This is a genomic window from Chloroflexota bacterium (genome assembly GCA_015478725.1).
Classification (GTDB): Bacteria; Chloroflexota; Limnocylindria; order Limnocylindrales; family CSP1-4; genus C-114.
Window position 1 is genome coordinate 1 of record JADMIG010000036.1, and the last position, 21674, is coordinate 21674.

Annotated in this window: 20 protein-coding genes; 8 read left to right on the forward strand and 12 right to left on the reverse strand. The window is 71.5% G+C overall.

Features of this window, described 5'->3' with window-relative positions; all coding sequences use genetic code 11:
• Positions 1-312 precede the first annotated feature (312 nt).
• The 4 genes from IVW53_13950 (at position 313) to IVW53_13965 (ending at position 3033) form a co-directional block, all read left to right on the forward strand.
• The gene (locus IVW53_13950; protein ID MBF6606670.1) at positions 313-552 is read left to right on the forward strand and encodes a hypothetical protein; all 240 of its coding nucleotides are present in this window, start codon (positions 313-315) and stop codon (positions 550-552) included.
• A gap of 85 nt (positions 553-637) precedes the next feature.
• Positions 638-1369, forward strand: a complete 732-nt coding sequence (locus IVW53_13955; GenBank protein ID MBF6606671.1) for a Crp/Fnr family transcriptional regulator — start codon at positions 638-640, stop codon at positions 1367-1369.
• A gap of 39 nt (positions 1370-1408) precedes the next feature.
• Positions 1409-2218, forward strand: coding sequence for a GAF domain-containing protein (locus tag IVW53_13960; protein ID MBF6606672.1), 810 nt, complete (start codon positions 1409-1411; stop codon positions 2216-2218).
• Entirely contained in the window at positions 2215-3033 is an 819-nt protein-coding gene (locus IVW53_13965) for a S8 family serine peptidase (GenBank protein ID MBF6606673.1), read from the forward strand. Before IVW53_13960 ends, IVW53_13965 begins: the two co-directional genes overlap by 4 nt.
• Before the next feature lie 145 nt (positions 3034-3178).
• On the opposite strand, the gene IVW53_13970 is transcribed toward IVW53_13965, so the two are convergent.
• From IVW53_13970 to fabF, 3 genes are all read right to left on the reverse strand, one after another.
• Positions 3179-3451 (reverse strand): hypothetical protein, encoded by a 273-nt coding sequence (locus tag IVW53_13970; GenBank protein ID MBF6606674.1) that lies wholly within the window; start codon positions 3449-3451, stop codon positions 3179-3181.
• Between the two features lie 60 nt (positions 3452-3511).
• Complete coding sequence (locus tag IVW53_13975) at positions 3512-5215, reverse strand: MFS transporter (protein MBF6606675.1); 1704 nt, start codon at positions 5213-5215, stop codon at positions 3512-3514.
• Between the two features lie 67 nt (positions 5216-5282).
• Complete coding sequence (fabF, locus tag IVW53_13980; protein MBF6606676.1) at positions 5283-6560, reverse strand: beta-ketoacyl-ACP synthase II; 1278 nt, start codon at positions 6558-6560, stop codon at positions 5283-5285.
• Positions 6561-6845: 285 nt separating this feature from the next.
• Between fabF and IVW53_13985 the strand changes: the two genes are divergently transcribed.
• A complete protein-coding gene (locus IVW53_13985) occupies positions 6846-7115 on the forward strand; it encodes a helix-turn-helix transcriptional regulator (protein ID MBF6606677.1) in 270 nt (89 codons plus the stop codon).
• A 101-nt stretch (positions 7116-7216) separates the two neighbouring features.
• On the opposite strand, the gene IVW53_13990 is transcribed toward IVW53_13985, so the two are convergent.
• The gene (locus IVW53_13990) at positions 7217-8491 is read right to left on the reverse strand and encodes a beta-ketoacyl-ACP synthase II (protein MBF6606678.1); all 1275 of its coding nucleotides are present in this window, start codon (positions 8489-8491) and stop codon (positions 7217-7219) included.
• A 46-nt stretch (positions 8492-8537) separates the two neighbouring features.
• A complete protein-coding gene (gene fabD, locus IVW53_13995) occupies positions 8538-9500 on the reverse strand; it encodes an ACP S-malonyltransferase (protein ID MBF6606679.1) in 963 nt (320 codons plus the stop codon).
• Positions 9501-9618: 118 nt separating this feature from the next.
• On the opposite strand from fabD, the gene IVW53_14000 reads away from it, so the two are divergent.
• Positions 9619-10218 carry a MarR family transcriptional regulator gene (locus IVW53_14000; GenBank protein MBF6606680.1) on the forward strand — a complete coding sequence of 200 codons (600 nt, stop codon included), beginning with the start codon at positions 9619-9621 and terminating at the stop codon, positions 10216-10218.
• Positions 10219-10234: 16 nt separating this feature from the next.
• On the opposite strand, the gene IVW53_14005 is transcribed toward IVW53_14000, so the two are convergent.
• The 7 genes from IVW53_14005 to leuC all read right to left on the reverse strand — a co-directional run bounded on the left by IVW53_14005 (position 10235) and on the right by leuC (position 18850).
• Entirely contained in the window at positions 10235-11650 is a 1416-nt protein-coding gene (locus IVW53_14005; protein ID MBF6606681.1) for a M20/M25/M40 family metallo-hydrolase, read from the reverse strand.
• Positions 11647-11937 (reverse strand): hypothetical protein, encoded by a 291-nt coding sequence (locus IVW53_14010; GenBank protein MBF6606682.1) that lies wholly within the window; start codon positions 11935-11937, stop codon positions 11647-11649. Before IVW53_14010 ends, IVW53_14005 begins: the two co-directional genes overlap by 4 nt.
• A complete protein-coding gene (gene ilvD, locus IVW53_14015; GenBank protein ID MBF6606683.1) occupies positions 11934-13679 on the reverse strand; it encodes a dihydroxy-acid dehydratase in 1746 nt (581 codons plus the stop codon). Before ilvD ends, IVW53_14010 begins: the two co-directional genes overlap by 4 nt.
• A gap of 71 nt (positions 13680-13750) precedes the next feature.
• The gene (locus IVW53_14020) at positions 13751-15541 is read right to left on the reverse strand and encodes a DUF885 domain-containing protein (protein ID MBF6606684.1); all 1791 of its coding nucleotides are present in this window, start codon (positions 15539-15541) and stop codon (positions 13751-13753) included.
• The gene (locus IVW53_14025) at positions 15538-16725 is read right to left on the reverse strand and encodes a MarP family serine protease (GenBank protein ID MBF6606685.1); all 1188 of its coding nucleotides are present in this window, start codon (positions 16723-16725) and stop codon (positions 15538-15540) included. The genes IVW53_14020 and IVW53_14025 overlap by 4 nt, the downstream gene beginning before the upstream one ends.
• Before the next feature lie 53 nt (positions 16726-16778).
• Complete coding sequence (leuD, locus tag IVW53_14030) at positions 16779-17402, reverse strand: 3-isopropylmalate dehydratase small subunit (protein ID MBF6606686.1); 624 nt, start codon at positions 17400-17402, stop codon at positions 16779-16781.
• Positions 17403-17404: 2 nt separating this feature from the next.
• Positions 17405-18850 carry a 3-isopropylmalate dehydratase large subunit gene (gene leuC, locus IVW53_14035; GenBank protein ID MBF6606687.1) on the reverse strand — a complete coding sequence of 482 codons (1446 nt, stop codon included), beginning with the start codon at positions 18848-18850 and terminating at the stop codon, positions 17405-17407.
• Positions 18851-19375: 525 nt separating this feature from the next.
• On the opposite strand from leuC, the gene IVW53_14040 reads away from it, so the two are divergent.
• Positions 19376-19588: a hypothetical protein gene (locus tag IVW53_14040; protein ID MBF6606688.1), complete on the forward strand. Its 213-nt coding sequence runs from the start codon at positions 19376-19378 to the stop codon at positions 19586-19588.
• Positions 19589-19787: 199 nt separating this feature from the next.
• Positions 19788-21515, forward strand: coding sequence for a biosynthetic-type acetolactate synthase large subunit (ilvB, locus tag IVW53_14045; protein MBF6606689.1), 1728 nt, complete (start codon positions 19788-19790; stop codon positions 21513-21515).
• Positions 21516-21674: the final 159 nt, after the last annotated feature.

Sequence of the window (21674 nt, forward strand, 5' to 3'; positions counted from 1 at the left end):
CACCAGCCGCTCTCGTGCTCGAATGTGCCCACCGGGCGTTGGAAGTTCGGACTAGGCGCAACGGCCGCGGCGCGGACCAGAGAGCGGTGCCTCAGCGGCGCCGCTCTCTTCGTGTCCGCCGAGTTCCGGCGCCGGGCGTCGCGAATCGGACAGGGTCGACGTTCCCGGGCCGACCCTCCTCGGGCGATCAGGAGGACCGCTTCATCGTCGGCCAGGCGGTCGCCGCAGCCTTCCGCGGCAGGCAGACTCTGCTCATCGGATCGCGACCGGGTCTCCTCCGGAGGCATCGGATCCGATCGAGAGGAGATCACGATGGACCCGAACAGCCGCTACATCGTCGTCCAGGCCCGGATGTCCGAGCGGTTCGCGGAGGCGCAGCGCGCCCGACTCGTCAAGGGTGACTCCGTCGATCGCCATGCCGGCGCGATGGCCAATGCGCGATCCCACATCCTGGCGCCGGTGGCACGGCTCCTCACGGTCCGCATCCGGCTCGCCGCTCGTCGGCCGACCCTCGTCCTGCCATCCGCTGGCGCATCCTCGCCCGCACGCTGACCGTTCGCCGCGCTCGTATTGTCCCGCCTCGTCGTGCCGCGTAGCATGCACCTCGGCACCAGCCGGTCCGTGATGAACGGCGTGGATGAGCGAGGGCGGCGAGCAGCGCATGTCGAGCACGATCGAGGACGGCTTCGCGATCGAGACGCTGCGGCGGTGCGCGCTCTTCGCGAAGGTCGGTGACGAAGCGCTCGCAGCATGCGTGCGGAGCCTCCGGGTCCGGCGTTTCCGCAAGAACGAGACGATCTTCCACCAGGGTGACCCCGGCGATTCCCTCTTCATCGTCGAGACCGGGTCGGTCAAGATCGTGCTGCCGAGTCCCGAGGGGGAAGAGGGCGCCATCATCGCGACCCTCGCTCGCGGTGACTTCTTCGGTGAACTCGCCCTCCTCGACGGCGCGCCGCATTCGGCCACGGCGGTTGCCCTCGACACTGCCGAGATGCTCGTCATGCGACGGGATACCTTCGAGCAGCTCATCGACACGGATCGCGGTCTTCGGATGGCGTTGTTCGCCGGCCTCACCGCCGAGCTCCGTCGACTCACGGGACACGTCGAGGAGCTCCACTTCCTCGACCTTCCCGGCCGCCTCGCCGCGCGCCTGGTCCGCCTCGCGGCTGACACACGGCCGGACGCCGCTGGCGAGATCGTCCTCGATTGGCCGTACACCCAATCGGAGCTCGCCTCGATGATCGGTGGCACGCGCCAGACGGTCAACCGCCTTCTTGCGGACATGGTGACCGCGGGTCTCGTGCGCTTCGAGAAGGACACGGTCGTCATCCCCGACCTCGATCGGCTCGCCCGCGCGGCCGAACGGTGACGGTCGAAGGGACCACGCACCCGGTCAGCGTCGGGATCCGTGGCTGACGACGTTCTAAGCGCGGATGCGCTCACCCTCCTCCGCTCGATCGCCCTCCGTGCGGAGGTGGCGCGACGGCTCGATCTCGGGTCGGCGGAGGCGGTCCTTCGCTCCGTGGTCGACGCCACGGTCGCGCTCTTCCAGGCCGAGGCCGCCTCCATCGCCCTCTATGACCCGACGAAGGACCGCCTCGTCTTCCGCGTCGCGGCAGGCGAACAGGGGCGCGGTGTCGTCGGACTCGAGGTGCCGCCGTCGCAGGGTCTCGTCGGCTACGTCTACACGACCGGTCAGGCCCTGGCGCTCTCCGACGTCGCGCGGGACAAGCGGTTCGGCCGGGCGTTCGCCGAGCAGACGAGTTATGTGCCGCGATCCATCGTCGCCGTGCCGCTCGTCGATGAGCATGGGACGATCGGCGTGCTCGAGGTGCTCGACAAGCGCGACGAAGCGGCATTCAGTCTCCGCGACATCGAGCTCGCATCGGTCTTCGCCCGCCAGGCCGCGGTGGCAATCAGCTCGAGCCGGGTGGAGCGCGACGTCGCGACGCTCATCGGGTCGGCGCTCACCGCGCTCAACCGGAGCGACGGCGACGCCGCGGCCCCTCCCGGCGACGGGTTGGCGCTCGAGAACCTCGTCCGCGCTGCCACCGCGGACCTCGCCGGCGACGACGACTCGCGGCTCTGGGCGCTCGTCGAGCAGGTCGCCCGCGTCCGGCGCGTGGATCCGGGTCAGCTTGCGCTCGTCGTCGATCTCCTCGCGGTCGTGGCGGACCACGCCGAGCGGGCCGGTCGAGCGCGGGCACGGCGGCGGTGACGGACGAGCTGCTTCCCGCCTGGAGCGAGCCGTTCACCCTCGATCGGCGGGCCGGCCTCGCCCGAAGTCTCCCCTTCGGTGCGATCGATCGATCCTGGGCCTTCGACGGCTCGAACGGACGAGGGATGACGGTCGCCATCATCGACTCGGGCGTCGAGCGGGATCATCCGGCCGTCGGCGGTCGGCTCGTGCGGAGCGTCCGCGTCGAGCTCGGCGAGGAGCGGCCCGTGGTCGTCGAGGATCCCGACGGGCTCGACGTCGTGGGCCATGGGACTGCGTGCGCCGGGATCGTCCACGCACTCGCGCCGGCGGCGGACATCGTCTCGATCCGCGTGCTCGGACCGGACAACCGGGGCAAGGGCGCGGCGTTCGCCGCCGGTCTCGACTGGGCGATCGAGCAGGGCGCGGACGTCGTCAACCTCAGCCTCAGCTCGAAGAGCGACGCCCTCTTCGCGACGTTCCACGAGCTCGCCGACGCGGCGTACTTCGCGAACGTCCTCCTCGTCAGCGCCGCGAACAACGTCCCGGGCCCGAGCTATCCGTCGCTCTTCGCGTCCGTCGTATCGGTCGCCGCGCACGATATCGCCGATCCGTGGACCTGGTTCTACAACCCGTCCCCGCCGGTGGAGTTCGGGGCGTACGGTCTCGATGTGGATGTCGCGTGGCGCGAGGGCGGCCGGATCCTCGCGACGGGCAACAGCTTCGCCGCGCCGCACATCGCCGGCCTCGCGACGCTCATCCGGGCGAAACACCCGGCAGTCACCCCATTCGAGGTGAAGGCGATCCTGGCGGCGACGGCGTCGCCGGTCGGCTGAGCGGCACTCCGGGTTCGCGTCGGGCGATCGCTCGTGGGCGCCACGAGACCCCGGCCCGGTGGGAGGTCGGGGCGGGGTCTCGGTGACGGATGCCGGGCGTTGGGAGCCCGGCGGCTATGGGTGTCCGGTCGTGGTGTCGCCCGTGCTACTCGCCGTGACCCGATGGGCTTCGAAGCGTGTGGCGATGACCCTCGACATCGTCCTCGCCCGCCTCGCGGGCTCCCTTGAACCCCTCGCGGGCGCCGAGCCGATGACCCTCGACATCGTCCTCGCCCGCCTCGCGGGCTCCCTTGAACCCCTCGCTGTTGTCGATGCCAGCCCTACCGGCCTCCCGATCCGTTCCTTCTGCCGGCAGCTTCCCGCGCGGGTGCGGACTGCGGCGCTGGATGGAGAGTACTCCCCGCCTGCCCACGGGCAAGGTCGGGATGCGACCCGCGCGGTGTCAGGTTCGCGACAGGGAGATCAGCGTGGCGGCCGCTCAGCGTGCGAGCGGTCGTCGGATGCCGCGGTGCAGATCGAGGAAGCGACTCGAAAGGCCGGGGCCGGCGGCGACGAGTTCGAGGAAGTCGGGGCCGTCGAGCTCGAGCATCGTCGCGGGAGTGGTCGCCGTGACGGTGGCCGTCCGCGGGACGCCCGTCAGCAGGCCGATCTCGCCGAAGACCTCGTCCGGTCCCATGGATCGCAGCCGAGCAACCGTAAGGTCGGCCTTCCGCTGCGTGACCTCGAAGCTGCCGGAGACGACGATCGCGAGTCGATCGGCCGGGTCGCCCTGGCGCATGACCACGGTCCCCGCGGCGATCTCCCGGCGTCGACATCGAGCGAGGATCGCCTCGAGGGTCGCCGGGGCGACGCCGGCGAAGATCGGCAGCCCGGCCACGTGTCGCAGGAGGATGTCTCCCGGGCTCGCCGCCCGGGTGCCGGCTGATCCGACCATGACCGCGGCGAGGATCGACGCGACGACGACGGCCGCTCCGCAGGACGCGAGGACCGGAGCGGTGCCAATGGCCGAGGCGAGGACCGGAACGGCGAACGAACCGCCGGCATAGGCGAGCGTCGCGACCGTCGCCACCGCCCCGAGGGCCCGGCCACGGAGTTCATCGGGCACCACGCGCTGGAAGATCGTCGCATCGACCACCTCGACGAGCAGGCTCCCGGCGGAGGCGATGGTCATCGCGATGAGCGCCGGAAGGAGTGCGTCGGTCGCCCCGAGTGCCGCGAGCCCCGCACCGAGGGTCACGGCCCCGCCCACGAGGAGCGGGGCGAGGCGCGGTCGGAGGACGAGTGAGCCCGCGATGAGCGCGCCGATGACGCCGCCGACCCCGATCGCGGCGTTGAGATAGCCCGTCGCCGCCTCGCTGGTCCCGAACGCCGACCCGGCGAGGACCACCGTGAGGACGGACAGGCCGCCGAAGGCGAACGATCCGGCGACGTCGAGCAGGGCGAGCCCGACGATGGGGCGCAGTGCGACCGCGCCGCCGATCCGAGGCGCGGTTTCGCCGGTGGGCGACCCGGCAGCGCCCGACCCGGCAGCGCCCGACCCCGCGGCGCTCGACGCCGATGGGGCCGCCGGTGCGCTCACCGGATCGGCGCCGCTTCGACGCGGCAGGCGCCACAGGACCGCGGCGACGACGGCGAATGAGACGGCGTTGAGCAGGAACGCGAGGGCAAGGCCGGATGACGCGATGATGAGGCCGCCGATGGCCGGCCCGATGACGAACGCGAGCTTGTCGAGGCTCGCCCACGCACTGTTCGCCGGTCCGAGTCGGGATTCATCCCCGACGAGCGTCGGGAGGAACGCGCCGATCGTCGGTCCGAAGAACGATGAGAAGCACGTCGCCAGGACGGCCAGCGCCACGATCGCCCAGAGCGGTCCGTCGAGTGCGACGAGTGCCGCGAGCGCGAGCATGATCGCGCCACGAGCGACGTCCGTCGCGAGCAGCACGAGACGACGGTCGTATCGGTCGGCCGCGATCCCGGCGGGCACGGAGAGGACGACGTACGGCAGAACGCGGGCCGCCCCGACGATGCCGAGGAGCACCGGATCGGCGCTCCGCTCGTAGACGACGACGAGGAGGGCGACGAGGTAGAGCCAGTCACCGATGGAGCTGATGAACTCCCCAGCGAGCAGGCGCATGAGCGCCCGGTCGACCCACAAGGATCGATACGCGCGGAGGACGGTCATCGGCCGTCAGGCGCCGCGGACGGTCGGCTGTCGGCGCGCATCTCGAGCGGCGATCGGCGGCGGATCGCTACGCGACGAAGCGCCGGAAGACCGCGACCGCGTTCTGGCCACCGAAGCCGAACCCGTTGATCATGGCCGTGTCGACCCGAGCCGCGCGCTTGATGCCGGGGACGTAGTCGAGATCGCACTCCGGGAGGTCCGGATGCTCGAGGTTCGCCGTCGGTGGGATCCAGCCGTCGCGGATCGCCCCGATCGCAGTGAGCGCGGAGACGGCGCCCGCCGCACCGAGGAGGTGGCCGACCATCGACTTCGGCGAACTGATCGGGACCGTGTGGGCTCGTGGTCCGAAGGCGGCCTTGATGGCCCGGGTCTCGGTGACGTCGTTGAGCGGAGTCGACGTGCCGTGGGCGACGATGTAGTCGATGTCCGTCGGGCCGATGCCGGCGTCCGCCATGGCGCGGGTCATCGCTCTCGTGGCTCCCCGGCCGGTGGGCTCGGGGGCGCTGATGTGGTAGGCGTCCGCGGTGAGCGACGCACCGAGCACCTCGGCCTGGATCCGGCCTCCCGCGCCGCGAGCGAGCGCGTGGGCGACGGATTCGACGACGACGCACGCGGCGCCCTCGCCGAAGAGGAAGCCGTCGCGGTCGCGGTCGAACGGCCGCGAGGCGTGGGTAGGGTCATCGTTCCGCTTCGAGAGGGCGCCCATGTTGCCGAGCGCGGCGAACGCGATCGGGAGGAGCGCGGCCTCGGAACCGCCGGCGATCACGACGTCGCACTCGCCCGACCGGATGAGGCGGAGAGCGTCCTGGAAGGCGATGACGCTGCTCGCGCACGCCGCGACCTGGGTGATGAGCGGCCCGGTCAGTCCGTAGCGCATGCTCACCATCGCCGCCGCCATCGAACCGGAGAGCGCCGGGATCGCGAACGGGCTCACCTGGCCGGGCCCCTTGGCCGCCAGCGTCGACGTGCCTTCGATGACCTGCTCCATGCCACCGCCGCCCGTGTTCAGGATGACCCCGACCCGGTCCCGCCGTTCCGGGTCCCATCCCTCGAAGTCGAGCCCGGAATGGTGGACCGCCTCCGCCGCGGCGGCCATCCCGAAGTGGATGAACCGGCTCATCCGACGGGCCATCTTTCGATCCATGACCACCGTGGGATCGAAGCCCTTGACCTCGGCGGCGATCCGGACGTCGAAGCCGGAAGGATCGAACGAGGTGATCGGCCCGCCACCGGAGACACCCTCGAGGAGGTTGGCCCAGAACGTCGCGGCGTCGTTGCCGATCGGCGTCACGGCGCCGACGCCGGTGACGACGGCTCGCCGGGACGGATCGGTCGACGGTGGCACGGGCGGTCACCTCACACGGTTGCTGGGCTGCCGGGATTGTAGCGGCGGGGTTCGTTCGACGGACGCCGCCTCTCGACGGACGCCGCCGGCAGATGGGTTGCTGCCGGGAGGAGGTCGCTCGTCCAGTCAGTTCGGGGCATGAGACGGACGATCCGCCTGGTAGACGCACGGACGACGCCGGGAGGAGGTCGCTCGTTCAGTCAGTTCGTGGCATGACATCCCAGCTTGTGCCGGCCGCAGCCGTGAAGTGAGCCGGAATGAAGGCCGACATGCTTGGCTCTCGCCATGCCGTTCGAGCCACGCCATCAGAAGCCGCCCGTGCAGCGAGCGCTCGTGCGCATCGGAGCCGACGTCCGGCAGGCGCGGTACGCAGCCGGGCTGAGCCAGCAGGCGCTCGCCGACCGTGTCGGCGTGGCGCAATCGACGATCTCGCGGCTCGAGCGCGGGTGTGCGCCGGGCGTCGGCTTGTGGGTCATCGCGGCGACCATGGCGACGCTGGGATTCAGATCGCTCGCCGACTTCCGGTTCGCCGATCTGCGGTCGCCGCGACCCTGATCCAGAACAACCCCGGCATTCGTCGCAGGACCGACCTGCGGTCATGCCCCGAACTGAATGACGGCGAGAGACCCTTCCGCGGGTGTTCGGGCCGGAAGCCGTCAGTCGCCGTCGAACTGTTTGAAGATGACGGCGCCGTTGTGGCCGCCGAGGCCAATGTTGTTCGACAGGCCATACCGGATCCGGAGCGGCGTCGCCTCGGTGAGGACCCACAGGTCACAGTCGGGGTCGGGCTCCCGATAGTTGATCGTCGGCGGGACGCACTGCTCGACGATCGACATGACGGTCGCGAACGCCTCGAACGATCCGGCGGCGCCCATCATGTGGCCGGTCATGGACTTCGTGGCGCTGATCGCGAGGCTGTGCGCCGAAGCAGCCGCTCGATCCCCGAAGACGGTCCAGATGGCCTCCGTCTCACGCCGGTCGCCGAGCGGCGTTCCGGTCCCGTGGGGATTGATGAGGTCGACCTCGTCCGCCGGGACGCCACGCCGGTCGAGGGCCATCTTCATCGCCCGGGCCGATCCGGTGCCGCCCTCGATCGGCTGGATCATGTCCCAGCCGTCCGCGGCCGAGCCGTAGCCGACGACCTCGGCGTAGATCCGCGCCCCGCGAGCCTTCGCGAGCTCCATGTCCTCAAGCAGGAGCGAACCGGCCCCCTCACCGAGGACGAAACCGTCGCGCGTCCGATCGAACGGACGCGACACCGTCTCCGGTCCGCCGCCGGGCAGCGGCATCGCCAACCCCCGCATGTTGCCGAACCCGGCGTGGGCGACCTCGAGGAGCGGCATTTCGCACGAGCCGCTGATGACGGCGATGCAGTCGCCGCGGCGGATCGCCTCGGCGCCTTCCGCGACGTTGTGCGTGCCGGTCGCGCAGGCGGACACGATGCAGATGTTGTGGCCGATCGCCCCCGTCTCGATGGCGATCATCCCGGAGGTCGAGTCCACGAGACCGTTGGCGATGAACGTCGGCGCCACGGCCCGTGGGCCGCGCTCCTGGAGCACCCGCCAGTTGTCGATCATGAGCTGCTGGCCGCCGGCGCCGGAGCCGAAGACGACCCCGACCTCCGTCCGGTTCGCGTCGGTGATCTCGAAGCCCGAGTCGGCGAGGGCCTGCTTGGCTGCCGCGACGCCGTAGTGGAGGCTCGCCTCCGTGCGCCGGACGGACTTGGCGTCAAGCCACTGCAGGGGATCGAAATCCTTGACCTCGCCGGCCACCTTGGCCTCGTAGCGGCTCACGTCGAAGCGGGTAATCTCGGCGAGGCCGCTCCTTCCGTTGAGGAGATTGTCCCAGACGGTCTTCGTGTCGTTGCCGACGGGGCTGACGACGCCGAGGCCGGTGATGGCGACGCGGCGGGTGTAGTCGGGGGTGCGCACTCGGTCGGGCTCCTGTCCGCTGACGGTTCGGTTTGGTCGGTTCGCGCTAGACGGCGCTGGGGAGGAAGGGCACGGAGAGGCGATCGAGCGTCGTCGGGTCGTCCGTCGCGATCGTCTCGGCGTCCGGGACGATCCGCCGGATGAGGCCGCTGAGGACCCGCCCGGGTCCGATCTCCACGTATGTGTCGACGCCATCGGCGGCCATCCGCTGGACCGCCGCGATCCAGTCGACGCCGGTCGTGAGGTGCTCCACGAGTTCGGCGCGGCAGGCGTCGCCGGTCGTCAATGGTCGGGCATCCGCGTTCGCGAGGAGCGGCGGATGGGGATCGGCGAAGGCGATGCCGGCGAGTGCGGTCCGCATCCCTTCGGCGGCTTCGGCCATGAGCGGTGAGTGGGCGGCGACGCTCACCGGGAGCTCGATGGCCCGTCGCGCGCCGAGGTCGCGGGCGATCGCGAGCGCCGCCTCCACCGCGGCTCGCTCGCCCGACACGACGACCTGCCCCGGTGAGTTGCGGTTCGCGATCCCGAAGACACCGTGCGCCGCGGCCGCGGCGACGAGCTCCGGCAGTCGCGCATCGTCGAGGCCGATGATCGCCGCCATCCGACCCTCACGGCCGGACCCGGATCCCTGCATGAGGATCCCCCGGCGACGAACCAGCCGGATCGCGTCGGCGAAGTCGAGGACGCCGGCGGCGACGAGGGCGCTGTACTGGCCCATCGAATGGCCGGCAGCGTACGCGGCATCCGGGCTGGCGCCGATAGCGGCCCATCGATCGCGAAGGACGGCGAGCGAGGCGATCGATGCCGCGAGGAGCGCCGGCTGAGCATTGACGGTCCGATCGAGTTCCTCGGCCGGACCCTCCCAGGCGAGTCGGCTGAGCGGTTCGCCGAGTGCGTCGTCCGCCGCGGCGAAGATCGCGGCGGCGGCAGCCGATGCGGTGGCGAGATCGCGGCCCATGCCGACGGACTGCGATCCCTGGCCGGGGAAGACGAACGCGAAGCGAGTCATGGGCTCCTGGTGCCGGAGGTCGAGGAAGCGATCTCAGCCTACCGGCGATGCCCGCCGTCACGGAGCGAAGCGTATGCAACGTTGCACACGATCGGCGCCCGTACTACGCTCCAGTGCGATGGCCGACGAATCCCAGCTGCCCCGCCGTCCCCCCGCACCGCTCCGGCCGACCCGGCGGACCGCGTCGCGCCGGGCCATCGCCCGGATCTTCGAGGCTGATCTCTCGGCACCCGTCGTCAACGCCGGTCTGCGGACCTCGAATCCGCGAGAGCTCTCGGAGCGCGTGGCGATGGGCCGTGCCCTCTGGCGCGAGCTCGTCATCGGGTTCGCCTCCCAGCTCGGTGGGCTGCGGCTCGGCTTCACCCAGCTCGCGGCGCTGTACGTCCTCGCCGATGGTGGCGTGACGACCGTCTCCGATCTCGCCGACATGCTCGGCCGGTCACCCTCGGCGACGTCCCGACTCGTCGACGGTCTCGTTCGCCGACGGCTCGTCGAACGTCGGCCGGAGACCGAGGATCGACGCCAGAAGACGCTCACGCTCACGCAGCGTGGACAGGCCCTCCTCCGCGTCGTGGATCGGGCTCGGGCGGACCAGTTCCTCTCCGCGGTGCGGCCGATGCCGCGCGCCGAGCGGGCGCTCATCGCGATGGGCGTCGCGGCGCTCGCGACCCATGCGATCTCGCGCCGAGGCCGCCTCGTCCGGACCCCGCGCGAGTGACGGCCGGCCCATCGCCTCAGCCGGCGAACCGCCGCACGACGTCGTAGAGGACCGGCAGGCCGAAGCGGAGCGCCTCGATCGACACCCGCTCGTCGACCCCGTGGAACAACTCCAGGAAGCGGTCCTCGGGCCTGAGGCGGAGCGGCGAGAACCCGTAGGTGGGCGTGCCGAGCCGGTGGGTGTGCTTGGCGTCCGTCGCGAACGGGGCCATGATCGGGACCGGGACAGCCTCGGGGTCGTGATCACGGAGCGTGTCGGCGAGGAGCCGGTAGAAATCGCTGTCGACGGGGGCCTCCACCGGCTCACCGGCCACCACGATCTCGACGTCCATCGTCGACCACAGCTCGTCGCCGATCCGGCGCCGGAGGACGTCCCGCATCTCGACCTCGGTCGTGCCGGGCAGGGTCCGGACGTCCACCTCGATCGTCGCCTCGCCCGGGATCACGTTGTGCTTGAGGCCGGCCCGGATCACGTTCGGGCTCACGGTGTCGCGAAGGAGTGCGTTCGCCGCCCGCGCGTACATCGGGTCGCAGGCGGCGACCTCGGAGGAGCTGCCGCCGGTGCCCTCGCCGGCGCCCTCGACGAGCGCCGCGAGCGTCCGTGAGAGCCCGGGCGCCGCGACCCGGACCGCGTCGAAGAACCGCTCCATCGGCGGGGTGAGCCGGACCCGGCCGGGATCCGCGATGCGGTCCACGATGCGGGCGGCCCGGACGGCGGCGTTGTCCGCCCGCGGCATGGAGCCGTGGCCCCACGTTCCATGAACCGTGAAGCGGTAGTCGATGAAGCCCTTCTCGGCGACCTGGATCGGGTAGAACCGGACGCCGCCGAGCTCGGCCGAGACACCGCCCGCCTCGTTGATCGCGGCGTCGGCCCGGAGCCACTCCGGGTGATGCTCCGCGACCCAGCCCGCCCCGGCGAGCCCGCCGGCCTCCTCGTCCGCGGTGGCGGCAAAGAGGATGTCACGGCGCAGTCCGGGGATCGGATCGGCGGCCGGGTCGCGTCCCGCCGCACGGGCCTCGCCGGCAAGGATCCGGATGACTCCAAGCTCCATGGAGAGGAGGTTCTTCATGTCGACGGCTCCCCGGCCGTAGACGTATCCGTCGGCGAGATCGGCGGCGAATGGATCGTGGGTCCAGCCCTCCGGCGGAGCCGGCACGACGTCGAGGTGACTGAGAAGGAGAAGCGGACCGCCGCCGGTCCCATCGCCGCGAAGCCGCGCCGCGACGGAGCCTCGGCCCGGCAGCGGCTCGACGACCGTCGCGTCCACGCCGGTCTCGGCGAGGATCGCCGCCACGAGTCGGGCCGCCCGGATCTCGTCCCCGGGCGGATTCACCGTCGGGATGCGGATGAGGTCGCGGAGGTCGGCGACGAGCCGGTCGTGGGCGATCCGCCAGGCGCTGTCCGCGAGCGCCGCAGACGGCCGCCCGGTCACCCGGCCGGTCCGGCGACGATCAGGCCGAGGATCGTCACGAACATCCCGATGCCGACGATGAGGACGATCATCGCGATGAGAAGGTGGAAATACCGCCGCTCCCGGCGCCGGGTCTCGGCCATCTCCGGGTCGTCGCCGCCCGGGATGTAGGCGGAGGCGAGGCCACGCCGGCGGGCGGCGAGCTCACGCTCCGTGACCGGGGGCAGGGTGCGGATCGGCTCGCTATCGCCCTCCGACCGAGCCGTCCCGCCCGGGTCGGCCGTCCCGCCCGGCCCGGGCGTCGTCACCCGCGTCCCGCGGCGAGGGTCGCGGTCATCCGCGCGCCCGTGGTCACCGCTCCGGCCGACGCCGACCCGACGAGCGCGGCGTACTTCGCCATGACGCCGCCGCGATAGCGTGGTGGCGGTGGCGACCATGCCGCCCGCCGACGCGCGAGGACCTCTGCCGCGACATCGAGATCGAGGGCCCGCCGGTCGACGTCGATGACGATCCCGTCACCCTCCTCGACGAAGGCGATCGGTCCGCCGAGCGCGGCCTCGGGGGCGACGTGCCCGAGCATGAGGCCGTGGGTCCCGCCGCTGAAGCGGCCGTCCGTGAGGAGCGCCACGGAGTCGCCGAGGCCCTCGCCGACGAGGGCAGCGGTCACGCTCAGCATCTCCTGCATGCCGGGACCGCCGACCGGGCCTTCGTAGCGGATGACGATGACGTCGCCGGGGGCGATGCGGCCGTCCCGCACCGCCTCGTAGCAGGCGTTCTCCGAATCGAACACCCGCGCGGGGCCCCGATGGAGGCGTCGCTCGTGGCCGGCGAGCTTGACGACGCAGCCGTCCGGGGCGAGCGTACCGCGGAGGATCGCCAGGCCGCCGGTCGGCTTGATCGGCGTCTCGATGGGAACGACCACCCGTTGGCCGGAGGTCTCGACGACCGCCGCCGCGGTCTGGGCGATCGTTCGGCCGTCGACCGTCGGCGCGTCGCCGTGGAGATGGCCGCCCTTGAGGAGCTCGCGCGTGAGGAGCCCGATGCCGCCCGCGTCGTACAGGTCGGCGGCGGTGTAGCGCCCGCCCGGGACCATGTCGGCGACGATCGGGGTGCGATCCGCGACCGCCCCGAACTCGTCGATATCGAGGGCGATCCCGAACTCGTGGGCGATGGCGAGCAGGTGGAGGACGCCGTTCGTCGAGCCGCCCGATCCGGCGACCGAGGCGATCCCGTTCTCGATCGAGCGGCGATCGACGATCGCCGAGGGCCGCACGTCCCGACGGACGAGGTCCATGACGATCTCGCCGCAGCGCCGGGCGGCTTCATCCTTCGCCGGATCCTCGGCCGGGATCCCGTTGAGTCCGGCCGGTGAGAGCCCGATGAGCTCCATGACCATGGACATCGTGTTCGCCGTGTACTGGCCGCCGCAGGCGCCCGGTCCCGGGCAGGCCACGTTCTCCACCTCGTAGAGCTCGTCGAGGCTGATCTTGCCGGCCCGGTACGCGCCGATCGCCTCGAAGACGGTGACCACCGTCGCGTTCCGCTGACCCTTGTACACACCCGGGTAGATCGTCCCGTTGTAGAGGACGAGACCCGGCACATCGAGCCTCCCGAGCGCCATCGCCGCGCCGGGGATCGTCTTGTCGCAGCCGACGAGGCACACGACCCCGTCGAACAGGTGGCCACGGACGACGAGCTCGATGGAGTCGGCGATGACCTCGCGACTCACGAGGCTCGTCTTCATCCCCTCCGTGCCCATCGAGACGCCGTCGCTGATGGAGATCGTGTTGAACTCCATCGGCGTGCCGCCCGCGGCCCGGATGCCGGCCTTCACGTGCTCGGCGAGGCGGCGCTGGTTGTAGTTGCACGGCATCGTCTCGATCCACGTCGTCGCCACCCCGACGAGTGGTTTCGCGAGGTCCTCGTCCGTGAAACCGATCGCCTTGAGCATCGCCCTCGCGGCGGCGCGGTCGGGACCGTCCGTCAGGCGCGCGCTGTGGCGCTTGGCCGGATCGGTCGGGCGGTCGTACGGGTGGCTCGGCTCGGTCATCGGCGGCGTCCTCGGCTCGGTCATCGGCTCCGTCATCGGCGGTCGCCCCAGTGTACGAGTCCCCGCCGGGGTCACGCCGTCCGGGTGCCCTCGAGTCGGGGGTCTGCGAGTCGGCGCTGCACGATCCTCCGGAGCGTCCGCAGCGCCACCGCGCCCGACTCGAGTACGAGATCGTGGAAGGCGCGGATGTCGAACCGCTCTCCGAGCGTCGATTCGGCTTCCCGCCGCAGGGCGAGGAGCTCGAGCTGGCCGGACTTGTAGGCGAGCGCCTGGCCCGGCCAGACGATGTAGCGATCGACCTCGTTCGCGATGTTGTTCGCGGCGAGGGCGCTGTTCCCGACCATGAAGTCGATGGCCGCCTGACGGGACCAGCCGAGTGCGTGGATGCCGGTGTCGACGACGAGCCGGCAGGCGCGCCACGAGTCCATCGAGAGCATGCCGATCCGATCGAGATCGCTCGAGTAGAGGCCCATCTCGTCGGCGAGGCGCTCGCTGTACAGGCCCCAGCCCTCCCAGAAGGCCGTCGGCCCCAGGTTCCGGCGGAACGTCGGCAGGTGCCCGAGCTCCTGCGCGATCGCGATCTGGAGGTGGTGGCCGGGCACGGACTCGTGGAAGGCGAGGCATTCCGCGTCGTACCGTGGGCGAGTCTCCGGGTGACCCGTGTTGATGTAGTACTGACCGGGCCGGGAGCCGTCGAGCGCGGGCTGGCGGTAGTACGCGATCGTCGCGTTCTCCTCCTCGTGGGCCGGCATCCGGACGACCTCGCACGGGGTCGTCGGGGTGCGACCGAACCAGGCCGGAACGGTCGCCTCCGCGCGGAGGAGGGCCTGTCGCGCCGTGGCCTCCACCTCGTCGCGGGTCGCGAAATGCATCGCTGGGTCGTCGCGGAGCCGCCCGAGCGCGTCGGTGCGGTCCGCAGCGCCGAGGACGCGGCGGCCGAGCTCCTCGATCTCGTCGTTGATCCGCGCCACCTCCGCGAGTCCGATGGCGTGGAGCTCCTCCGGCGAACGATCGAGCGTCGTGTGGAACCGAACGAGGGTCGCGTAGGCGGCCCGGCCCCCATCGATGTGGCAGATCCCGGCTCGCTCGTCCGGCCGCGCCCGCGGCAGCACCTCCACCTCGAGGAACGCTCGGTGTCGGGCGAGCGCCGGACGGATCCCCTCATGAAGGGCAGTGGTCAGACCGTCTCGGAATGCGGCGAGCTCCTCCGCCGGCCAATCGTCACGCGCCACGCGGAGCGGTTCGAGGAACCCGCTCTCCTCGTCGGAGACCGCGAGGGTCGCGGCCAGCGCCTCGACGACCTTCGCGATCGGTGTCCGGACGCCGACCCGACCCTCGACGAGGCCGCGCCGGAGGTTCGTCGTGTGGTCGTCCATGAGCGGTCCGAACCGTCGCCAGCGTTCGACCATCATCCGCGCCTCGGCCGGTGTCCGCACCGGCTGGTACGAGGCGACGTCCTGGATCTCGTTGTGCCAGCCGGCGAGCGGGTCGACGTTCCACGACTCGATCCCGAGTGTCGCGAGCGCAGCGCGTCCGGTCGCCTCCTCGATGAGCACCTCGCGGGTGACGCGATCCTCCTCCGTCAGCTCCGCGGGGTCGATCGCCCGGGCGCTATCGACCACGCGCTCGAGACGGGCGATCTCGCGAGCTGTGGCCGCCGGCGTGATGTCGTCCAGGCGGTCGTCGAATCGGCGATCGCCGTTCGCGGTCGCCAGGAGGGGGCTCGCTTCGCACAGTCCGTCCCAGAACGTCGCGGCGAGCGCCGCAAGGCCGTCGGTCGTCGTCGTCGCCGCCGCCGCCAGGTCGTCGGACGCCGTCGCCGCCGCGCGACCGGGATCAGGACGCTCGGCGCGGTTGGTCATCGGACGCACGGGCCGGTGCCGACGGCGGCCGTGGCGCCGAGCGCTGGCAGGACACGCGCCGCGACCTCCGATGGCGTGAGCGCGTAGCCGACGTTCGGGTCGCTCTTCGCCTCGGCGAAGACCACTCCGCCCACGGTCCCGTCCTCGAGGATGAGCGGCCCACCGCTGTCGCCCCGATCCACCTGCGCTGTCAGCTCGAGGATGCGGCGGGTCACGAGGGCGCCACCGTAGATGTCGCGTCCCTGCGCCGGATAGTCGGCGGCGACGCCCGCCGGGATGATGACGAGCGGGTCGCCGAACGGATGTCCGAGAGCGGCGCCGAGGGTCGCCCGACCAGGATCGACGGCTGCGAAGCGGAGGGCGGGGGTCGGGAGCGAGGGCGCCGAGAGGAGTGCGACGTCGAGCGACGGATCGAACAGGACGACGCGCGCCGGGGCCGCCGGGCCGCCGTCGAAGCCGACGGTCTCGCGGACGCCGCCGGCGACGACGTGGGCGTTCGTGACGTAGTAGCCCCGGCCGAGCGAGAACCCCGTGCCGGTGAGCTCGTAGCCGCAGGCCTGCGTGGTCACCCTGACCGTGCTCGTCACGGCCGCGGCGGCGATCCGCCGCGCGTCCGTGGCGGACGGCGTGCCCACCGGCACGGCCGGGAACGGCTCCAGGCCGACGAATACCTGGGGGAAGCCCGAGGCGTCGAGCAACCGACCGAGGTCAGCGGCGATCTCCGTGGGCGGCGGAAGGACCGCGCTGAGGGTCCGCACCGCGGTCGACGTCTGGGCCCAGCCGGCCGCTCGGGGGATCGGTCCGGCAGCGAGGATGCCCCCCGCGAGCCAGATGACGAGGAGGCCCTGGCCGACCCCGAGGAAGGCGCCGGCGACCCGATCGGCACTGCCGAGGATCCCTGTCCCGAGGCGATATCGGATCGTGGTCCCGAGGGCGGAGCCGAGGGCCTCCCCGATCCCGACGAGGAAGATGAGGCCACCGAGCACGGCGAGGGCCCGCAGCGGCGCCTGGAGTGGCGCGATCGTGTCGTGGACAAGCGGCAGGAGCAGCAGCGCGGCGGCCGCTCCCGCCACGGCACCGGCGAGTCCGCCGAGCTGCGGGAAGAATCCCGATCGGAGTCCGAGGAGGAAGGCGAACGCGACGATGAGGACGGCGGCGAGGTCCAGCGGGTTCACGCCCGCCATGACTGCCCTGCGTCGGCCGGGATGCGTTCGCCCACGAAGCCGTCGGCCGTCGCCTAGCCGGTTCCGACGAGCGTGTCGACTCGCGCCGGGTGCGTGGCCTCCCAGGCCTCGATCGCCGGCGCCGCTGCGAGCAGGAAGCCCATCTCATCCGTGCCGGCGAGGAGCATCCGCTTCGCGAAGGGGTCGATCTCGAAGTCGATCGTCGAGCCGTCCGGCAGGAGGATCCCGCCCTCGGCCAGATCGACCGTCAGGCGCGCCTCCGGATCCGCCTCCAGGAGCGCGAAGAGCTGCTCGTGGGTCGTGCCGTCCACGACGATGGGGAGCACCCCGTTCTTCAGGCTGTTGCTGCGGAAGATGTCGGCGTACGAGGTCGAGATGATCGCCCGCAGGCCGAAGGCGGCGAGCGCCCACGGCGCGTGCTCGCGCGACGAGCCGGCACCGAAGTTGTCGCCCGCAAGGAGGATCGATCGCCCGGCCATCTCCGGTCGATCGATGACGAACCGGGGTTCGCGGAGCGTCCCGTCCTCCGCGTAGCGCCAGTCGTGAAAGAGCGCCTCAGCGAGGCCGGCCTTGTCCGTGACCTTGAGGTAGCGGGCCGGGACGACCTGATCCGTATCGACGTTCTCCGCCGGCAGCGGGATCACGGCGCTCGTGAAGGCACGGTACGGCTCGGCCACGATCAGCGACCCCCGATCCCGACCGTCGCTGCGATGTCCGGCAAGGTCCGCGGGTCCGTCACGACGCCGGCGATGGCCGATGCAGCGGCGGTGAGCGGCGAGGCGAGGAACGACCGGCCGCCCTTGCCCTGGCGACCCTCGAAGTTCCGGTTCGAGGTGCTGATGGCGTACTGGCCCGGGCTGAGCTGGTCGCCGTTCATCGCGATGCACATGCTGCATCCGGCCTCCCGCCATTCGGCTCCGGCGGCTCGGAAGATCTCGTCCAGGCCCTCACGCTCTGCCTGGCGCTTTACCTCGTCCGAACCGGGGACGACCATCATCCGGACGCCCTCGGCGACGCTGCGGCCCTTCACCACGGCCGCGGCGAGTCGGAGGTCGCTGATCCGGCCGTTCGTGCAGCTGCCGACGAAGACGACGTCCACCCTCCGGCCGAGGATCGGCTCGCCGGGCCGGAGGTCCATGTACTCGAGCGCGTGCTCGAGCGCGCGACGCTGGCCGGGGTCCGCCTGGTCTGCGGGGGAGGGGATCCGACTCGTGATCGGGATCCCCATGCCCGGGTTCGTCCCGTACGTCACCATCGGCTCGAGGGTGGCCGCGTCGATCGTCACCGCTCGATCGAAGGTCGCGCCGTTGTCCGTGGGGAGGGCCCGCCAGCGGGCGACCGCGGCGTCCCAGGCCGTGCCCTGCGGAGCGTGGCGGCGGCCGTGGAGATACTCGAACGTCGTGTCGTCGGGGGCGATGAGGCCGGCCCGGGCGCCACCCTCGATGCTCATGTTGCAGATCGTCATCCGCTGCTCCATCGTCAGGGCGCGGATCGCCTCGCCGCGGTACTCGAAGACGTGGCCGGTCCCGCCGCCGATCCCGATCCGGGCGATGAGGGCGAGGATGATGTCCTTGGCGCTGACACCCGGGGCGAGGCGACCGTCGACGCGGACCTCATGGGTCTTCGGGCGCCGCTGGAGGAGGCATTGGGTCGCGAGGACCATCTCGACCTCGCTCGTCCCGATGCCGAAGGCGAGGGCCCCGAAGGCGCCGTGGGTGCTCGTGTGGCTATCGCCACAGACGATGGTCATCCCCGGCTGGGTGAGCCCGAGCTGCGGACCGATGACGTGGACGATCCCCTGGTCGGGGTCGCCGATGCCGTGGAGCGGGATGCCGAACTCCTCGCAGTTCGCCGTGAGCTGGCGGATCTGCGCCGCGGCCATCTCGTCGAGGATCGGCAGGTTCCGCGGCGTCGTCGGCACCGAATGGTCTGCGGTGGCGAGGGTCTGACCGGGCCGGCGGACGTGGAGGCCGCGCGCCCGAAGGCCCGTGAACGCCTGCGGGCTCGTCACCTCATGGACGAGGTGGAGGTCGACGGCGAGGATCGCCGGCGCACCTTCGTCCTGCGCGACGACGTGGTCGTCCCAGATCTTCTCGACGATCGTGCGTGGCGTGTGGTCGGGCATCTCGGTCAGCCTCGCGGCGGCGATGGCGGTCTCGTGGTGGTCCGCGGTGGAGGTCCCCGCGGCGGCGGCGCGCGCGAGCCGAAGGGTAGCAGAGAGCGGCTGACCCGCCGGCCGGCCTGTCGAGGGTTCGGTCTCGGCCCGCCCCGGCCATCCCTGGGCGAGGCGCGACCATCCCTGTCCCACCGTCTCATGCGGTCATCCATGGAACGTTGGATCCGGGCGCGGGAGTCGCGCCCCGGCCGACTGTCTCACCCGTCCACCCCCAGAACGCCCGAGACGGATTCGAGGCCCAGCGGGGGCCTCGCCGGCCAGAGATCGCCCGCCGGGCGCACGAACGTTCCGGTAGTGAGAGTCTGAGACGCGACAGCACCCGACATTGACGCGACCGAACCCGAGACGGATGAGGTACGGGTGCCGGGCACACCCCGTACCGTCGGCCGATGGTTGCGCGATCCATCGCTCGTGCTAGACTGCCCGGACCGAGCGGCGCCGCGCCGCACGGACGAGCGTATCGGAGACCGCTGCGTGGGTCTGTTCAACAGCCGGGATCGCCGCCCTGTCGCCGTCGTCGTGATGGCGGACGGTCGCCGCGTCCACGTGCCGTTGGCGGACGGCTCCCTGGTCGACGTATCGTTCTTCGGGCTGCTTCGCTCGCTCCTCCTTGGGCTGGACGGCCTTCTCGGCCTTATTACCGGCTCCCGGCGGGAGAACGGAGGATCGCGGAGGACGGAGCGCTAGACGCACCGGACACCAAGAGCCGAAGGGACCCTCGCCGGGAGGCGGGGGTCTTTCGTTTTGGAGGCGAAGGACGACCATGACGATGACCGGAGACCCGGCGAAGCTGCCGAGCCGCGTGAGCCACGTGCCGAACGATGGCAGTCCCGAGGCGGCGCGGATCGAGCAGGCCCGCAAGGAGATGCTCAACGACACGCGGCCGCTGAAGCGGACGCGGATCGGGGCGGACGTCGTCTGCGAGGCGCTCATCCGCCAGGGCGTCGAGGTCTTCTTCGGCTATCCCGGTGGCGTCGTCCTGCCGCTCTACGACGTGCTCGGCGACTATCCCGAGCTCCGCCACGTCCTCGTCCGCCACGAGCAGGGCGGCGCTCATGCCGCGGACGGGTACGCCCGCGTCACCGGCAAGGTCGGCGTCTGCCTCGGTACGAGCGGCCCCGGCGCCACGAACCTCGTCACCGGGATCGGGACCGCGCTGCTCGATTCCATCCCGATGGTCGCCATCACCGGCAACGTCGCCTCGTCGCTCATCGGCAAGGACGCTTTCCAGGAGATCGACATCAACGGCATCACGCTGCCGATGACGAAGCACAACTACCTCGTCCGGAACGCGGACGATCTGCCGCGCGTCTTCGCCGAGGCCTTCCACATCGCGCGGACCGGCCGGCCCGGTCCCGTTCACATCGACATCACGAAGGACGCCCTCCAGCAGGAGACCCGGGCGACCCACCCGACCGAGGCGGAGGTCGTCGCCGGCCTGCCCGGCTTCCGACCGAACTTCGACGGTCACCCCCGCCAGCTCAAGCTCGCCGCGGCCGAGATCGCGCGGGCCAGGCGGCCGATGATCCTCGCCGGTCACGGCATCCTCCACGCCCGGGCATGGGACGACCTCCGAGCCTTCGCCGAGAAGACCCAGATCCCCGTCGCGCACACGCTGCTCGGCATCGGCACGATCCCCGAGGATCACCCGCTCAGCTACGGCTACATGGGGATGCACGGCTGGAAGCACGTCAACCGGGCGATCCAGTCGGCCGATCTGCTCATCGCGATCGGCATGCGCTTCGACGATCGGGTCACCGGCAACGTGCGGACGTACGCCCCCTATGCCCGGATCGTCCATGTCGACATCGATCCGGCGGAGATCGGCAAGAACGTCGCCGTCGAGGTGCCGATCGTCGGCGATGCCGGGCGTGTCCTCCGCGCCCTCACCCCTATGGTCGAGGCGGTCGATCCGGCGGACCGGGCGGCGTACCTCGCCGAGCTGGCTGGATGGCGGAAGGAATCCGAGGCGAGCAGCTGGCACGGCTCGGGCGCCTGGCGCGACGGCCTGCTCTCGGCCGACTATGTCGCTCACCGGATCGGCGAGCTGAGCGGCCATGCCGCGACCTACGTCGCGGACGTCGGCCAGAACCAGATGTGGCTCGCCCGGTACACCGGCTTCCGCGAGCCGAACAGCCATGTCAGCTCGGGCGGCCTCGGGACGATGGGCTTCAGCCTCCCGGCGGCGATGGGGGCGGCGCTCGGCCGGCCCGACCGCGAGACGTGGGCGATCACCGGGGACGGCGGGTTCCAGATGACGTTCCAGGAGCTCATGACGCTGGTCCAGGATCGGATCCCGGTGAAGATCGCCCTCTTCGACAACAAGAAGCTCGGGATGATCCGCCAGTGGCAGGAACTCATCTACGCCGGGAACTATCACTCCGCACACCTGCTCGGGCCGGACTTCGCGAAGCTCGCCGACGCATTCGGCATTCCGGCTCGCCGGGCGACCCGGCCGGAGGACGTGGACGACGCGATCCGCTGGGCGCAGGGAATCGACGGCCCGGCCCTCATCTGGTTCGAGATCGCCGAGGAACAGAATGTCTTCCCGATGATGCCGGCCGGCAAGGGCCTGTCCGACCTCATCGAGGAGTGGGGCGGGGTGGAGGAATGAGCGCCGAGGCGAACTCGTCCGCCACCGCCGGTCCAGGCAGCTCCGCGGACGCGGGCACCTCCTCGGACCCGCGTACCTCCGGCGCACCGGTCCAGGCCGGCGCACCGGCCCACGCCGTCCCGCCGGCCCACGCCGTCCCGCCGGCCCACGCCGTCCCGC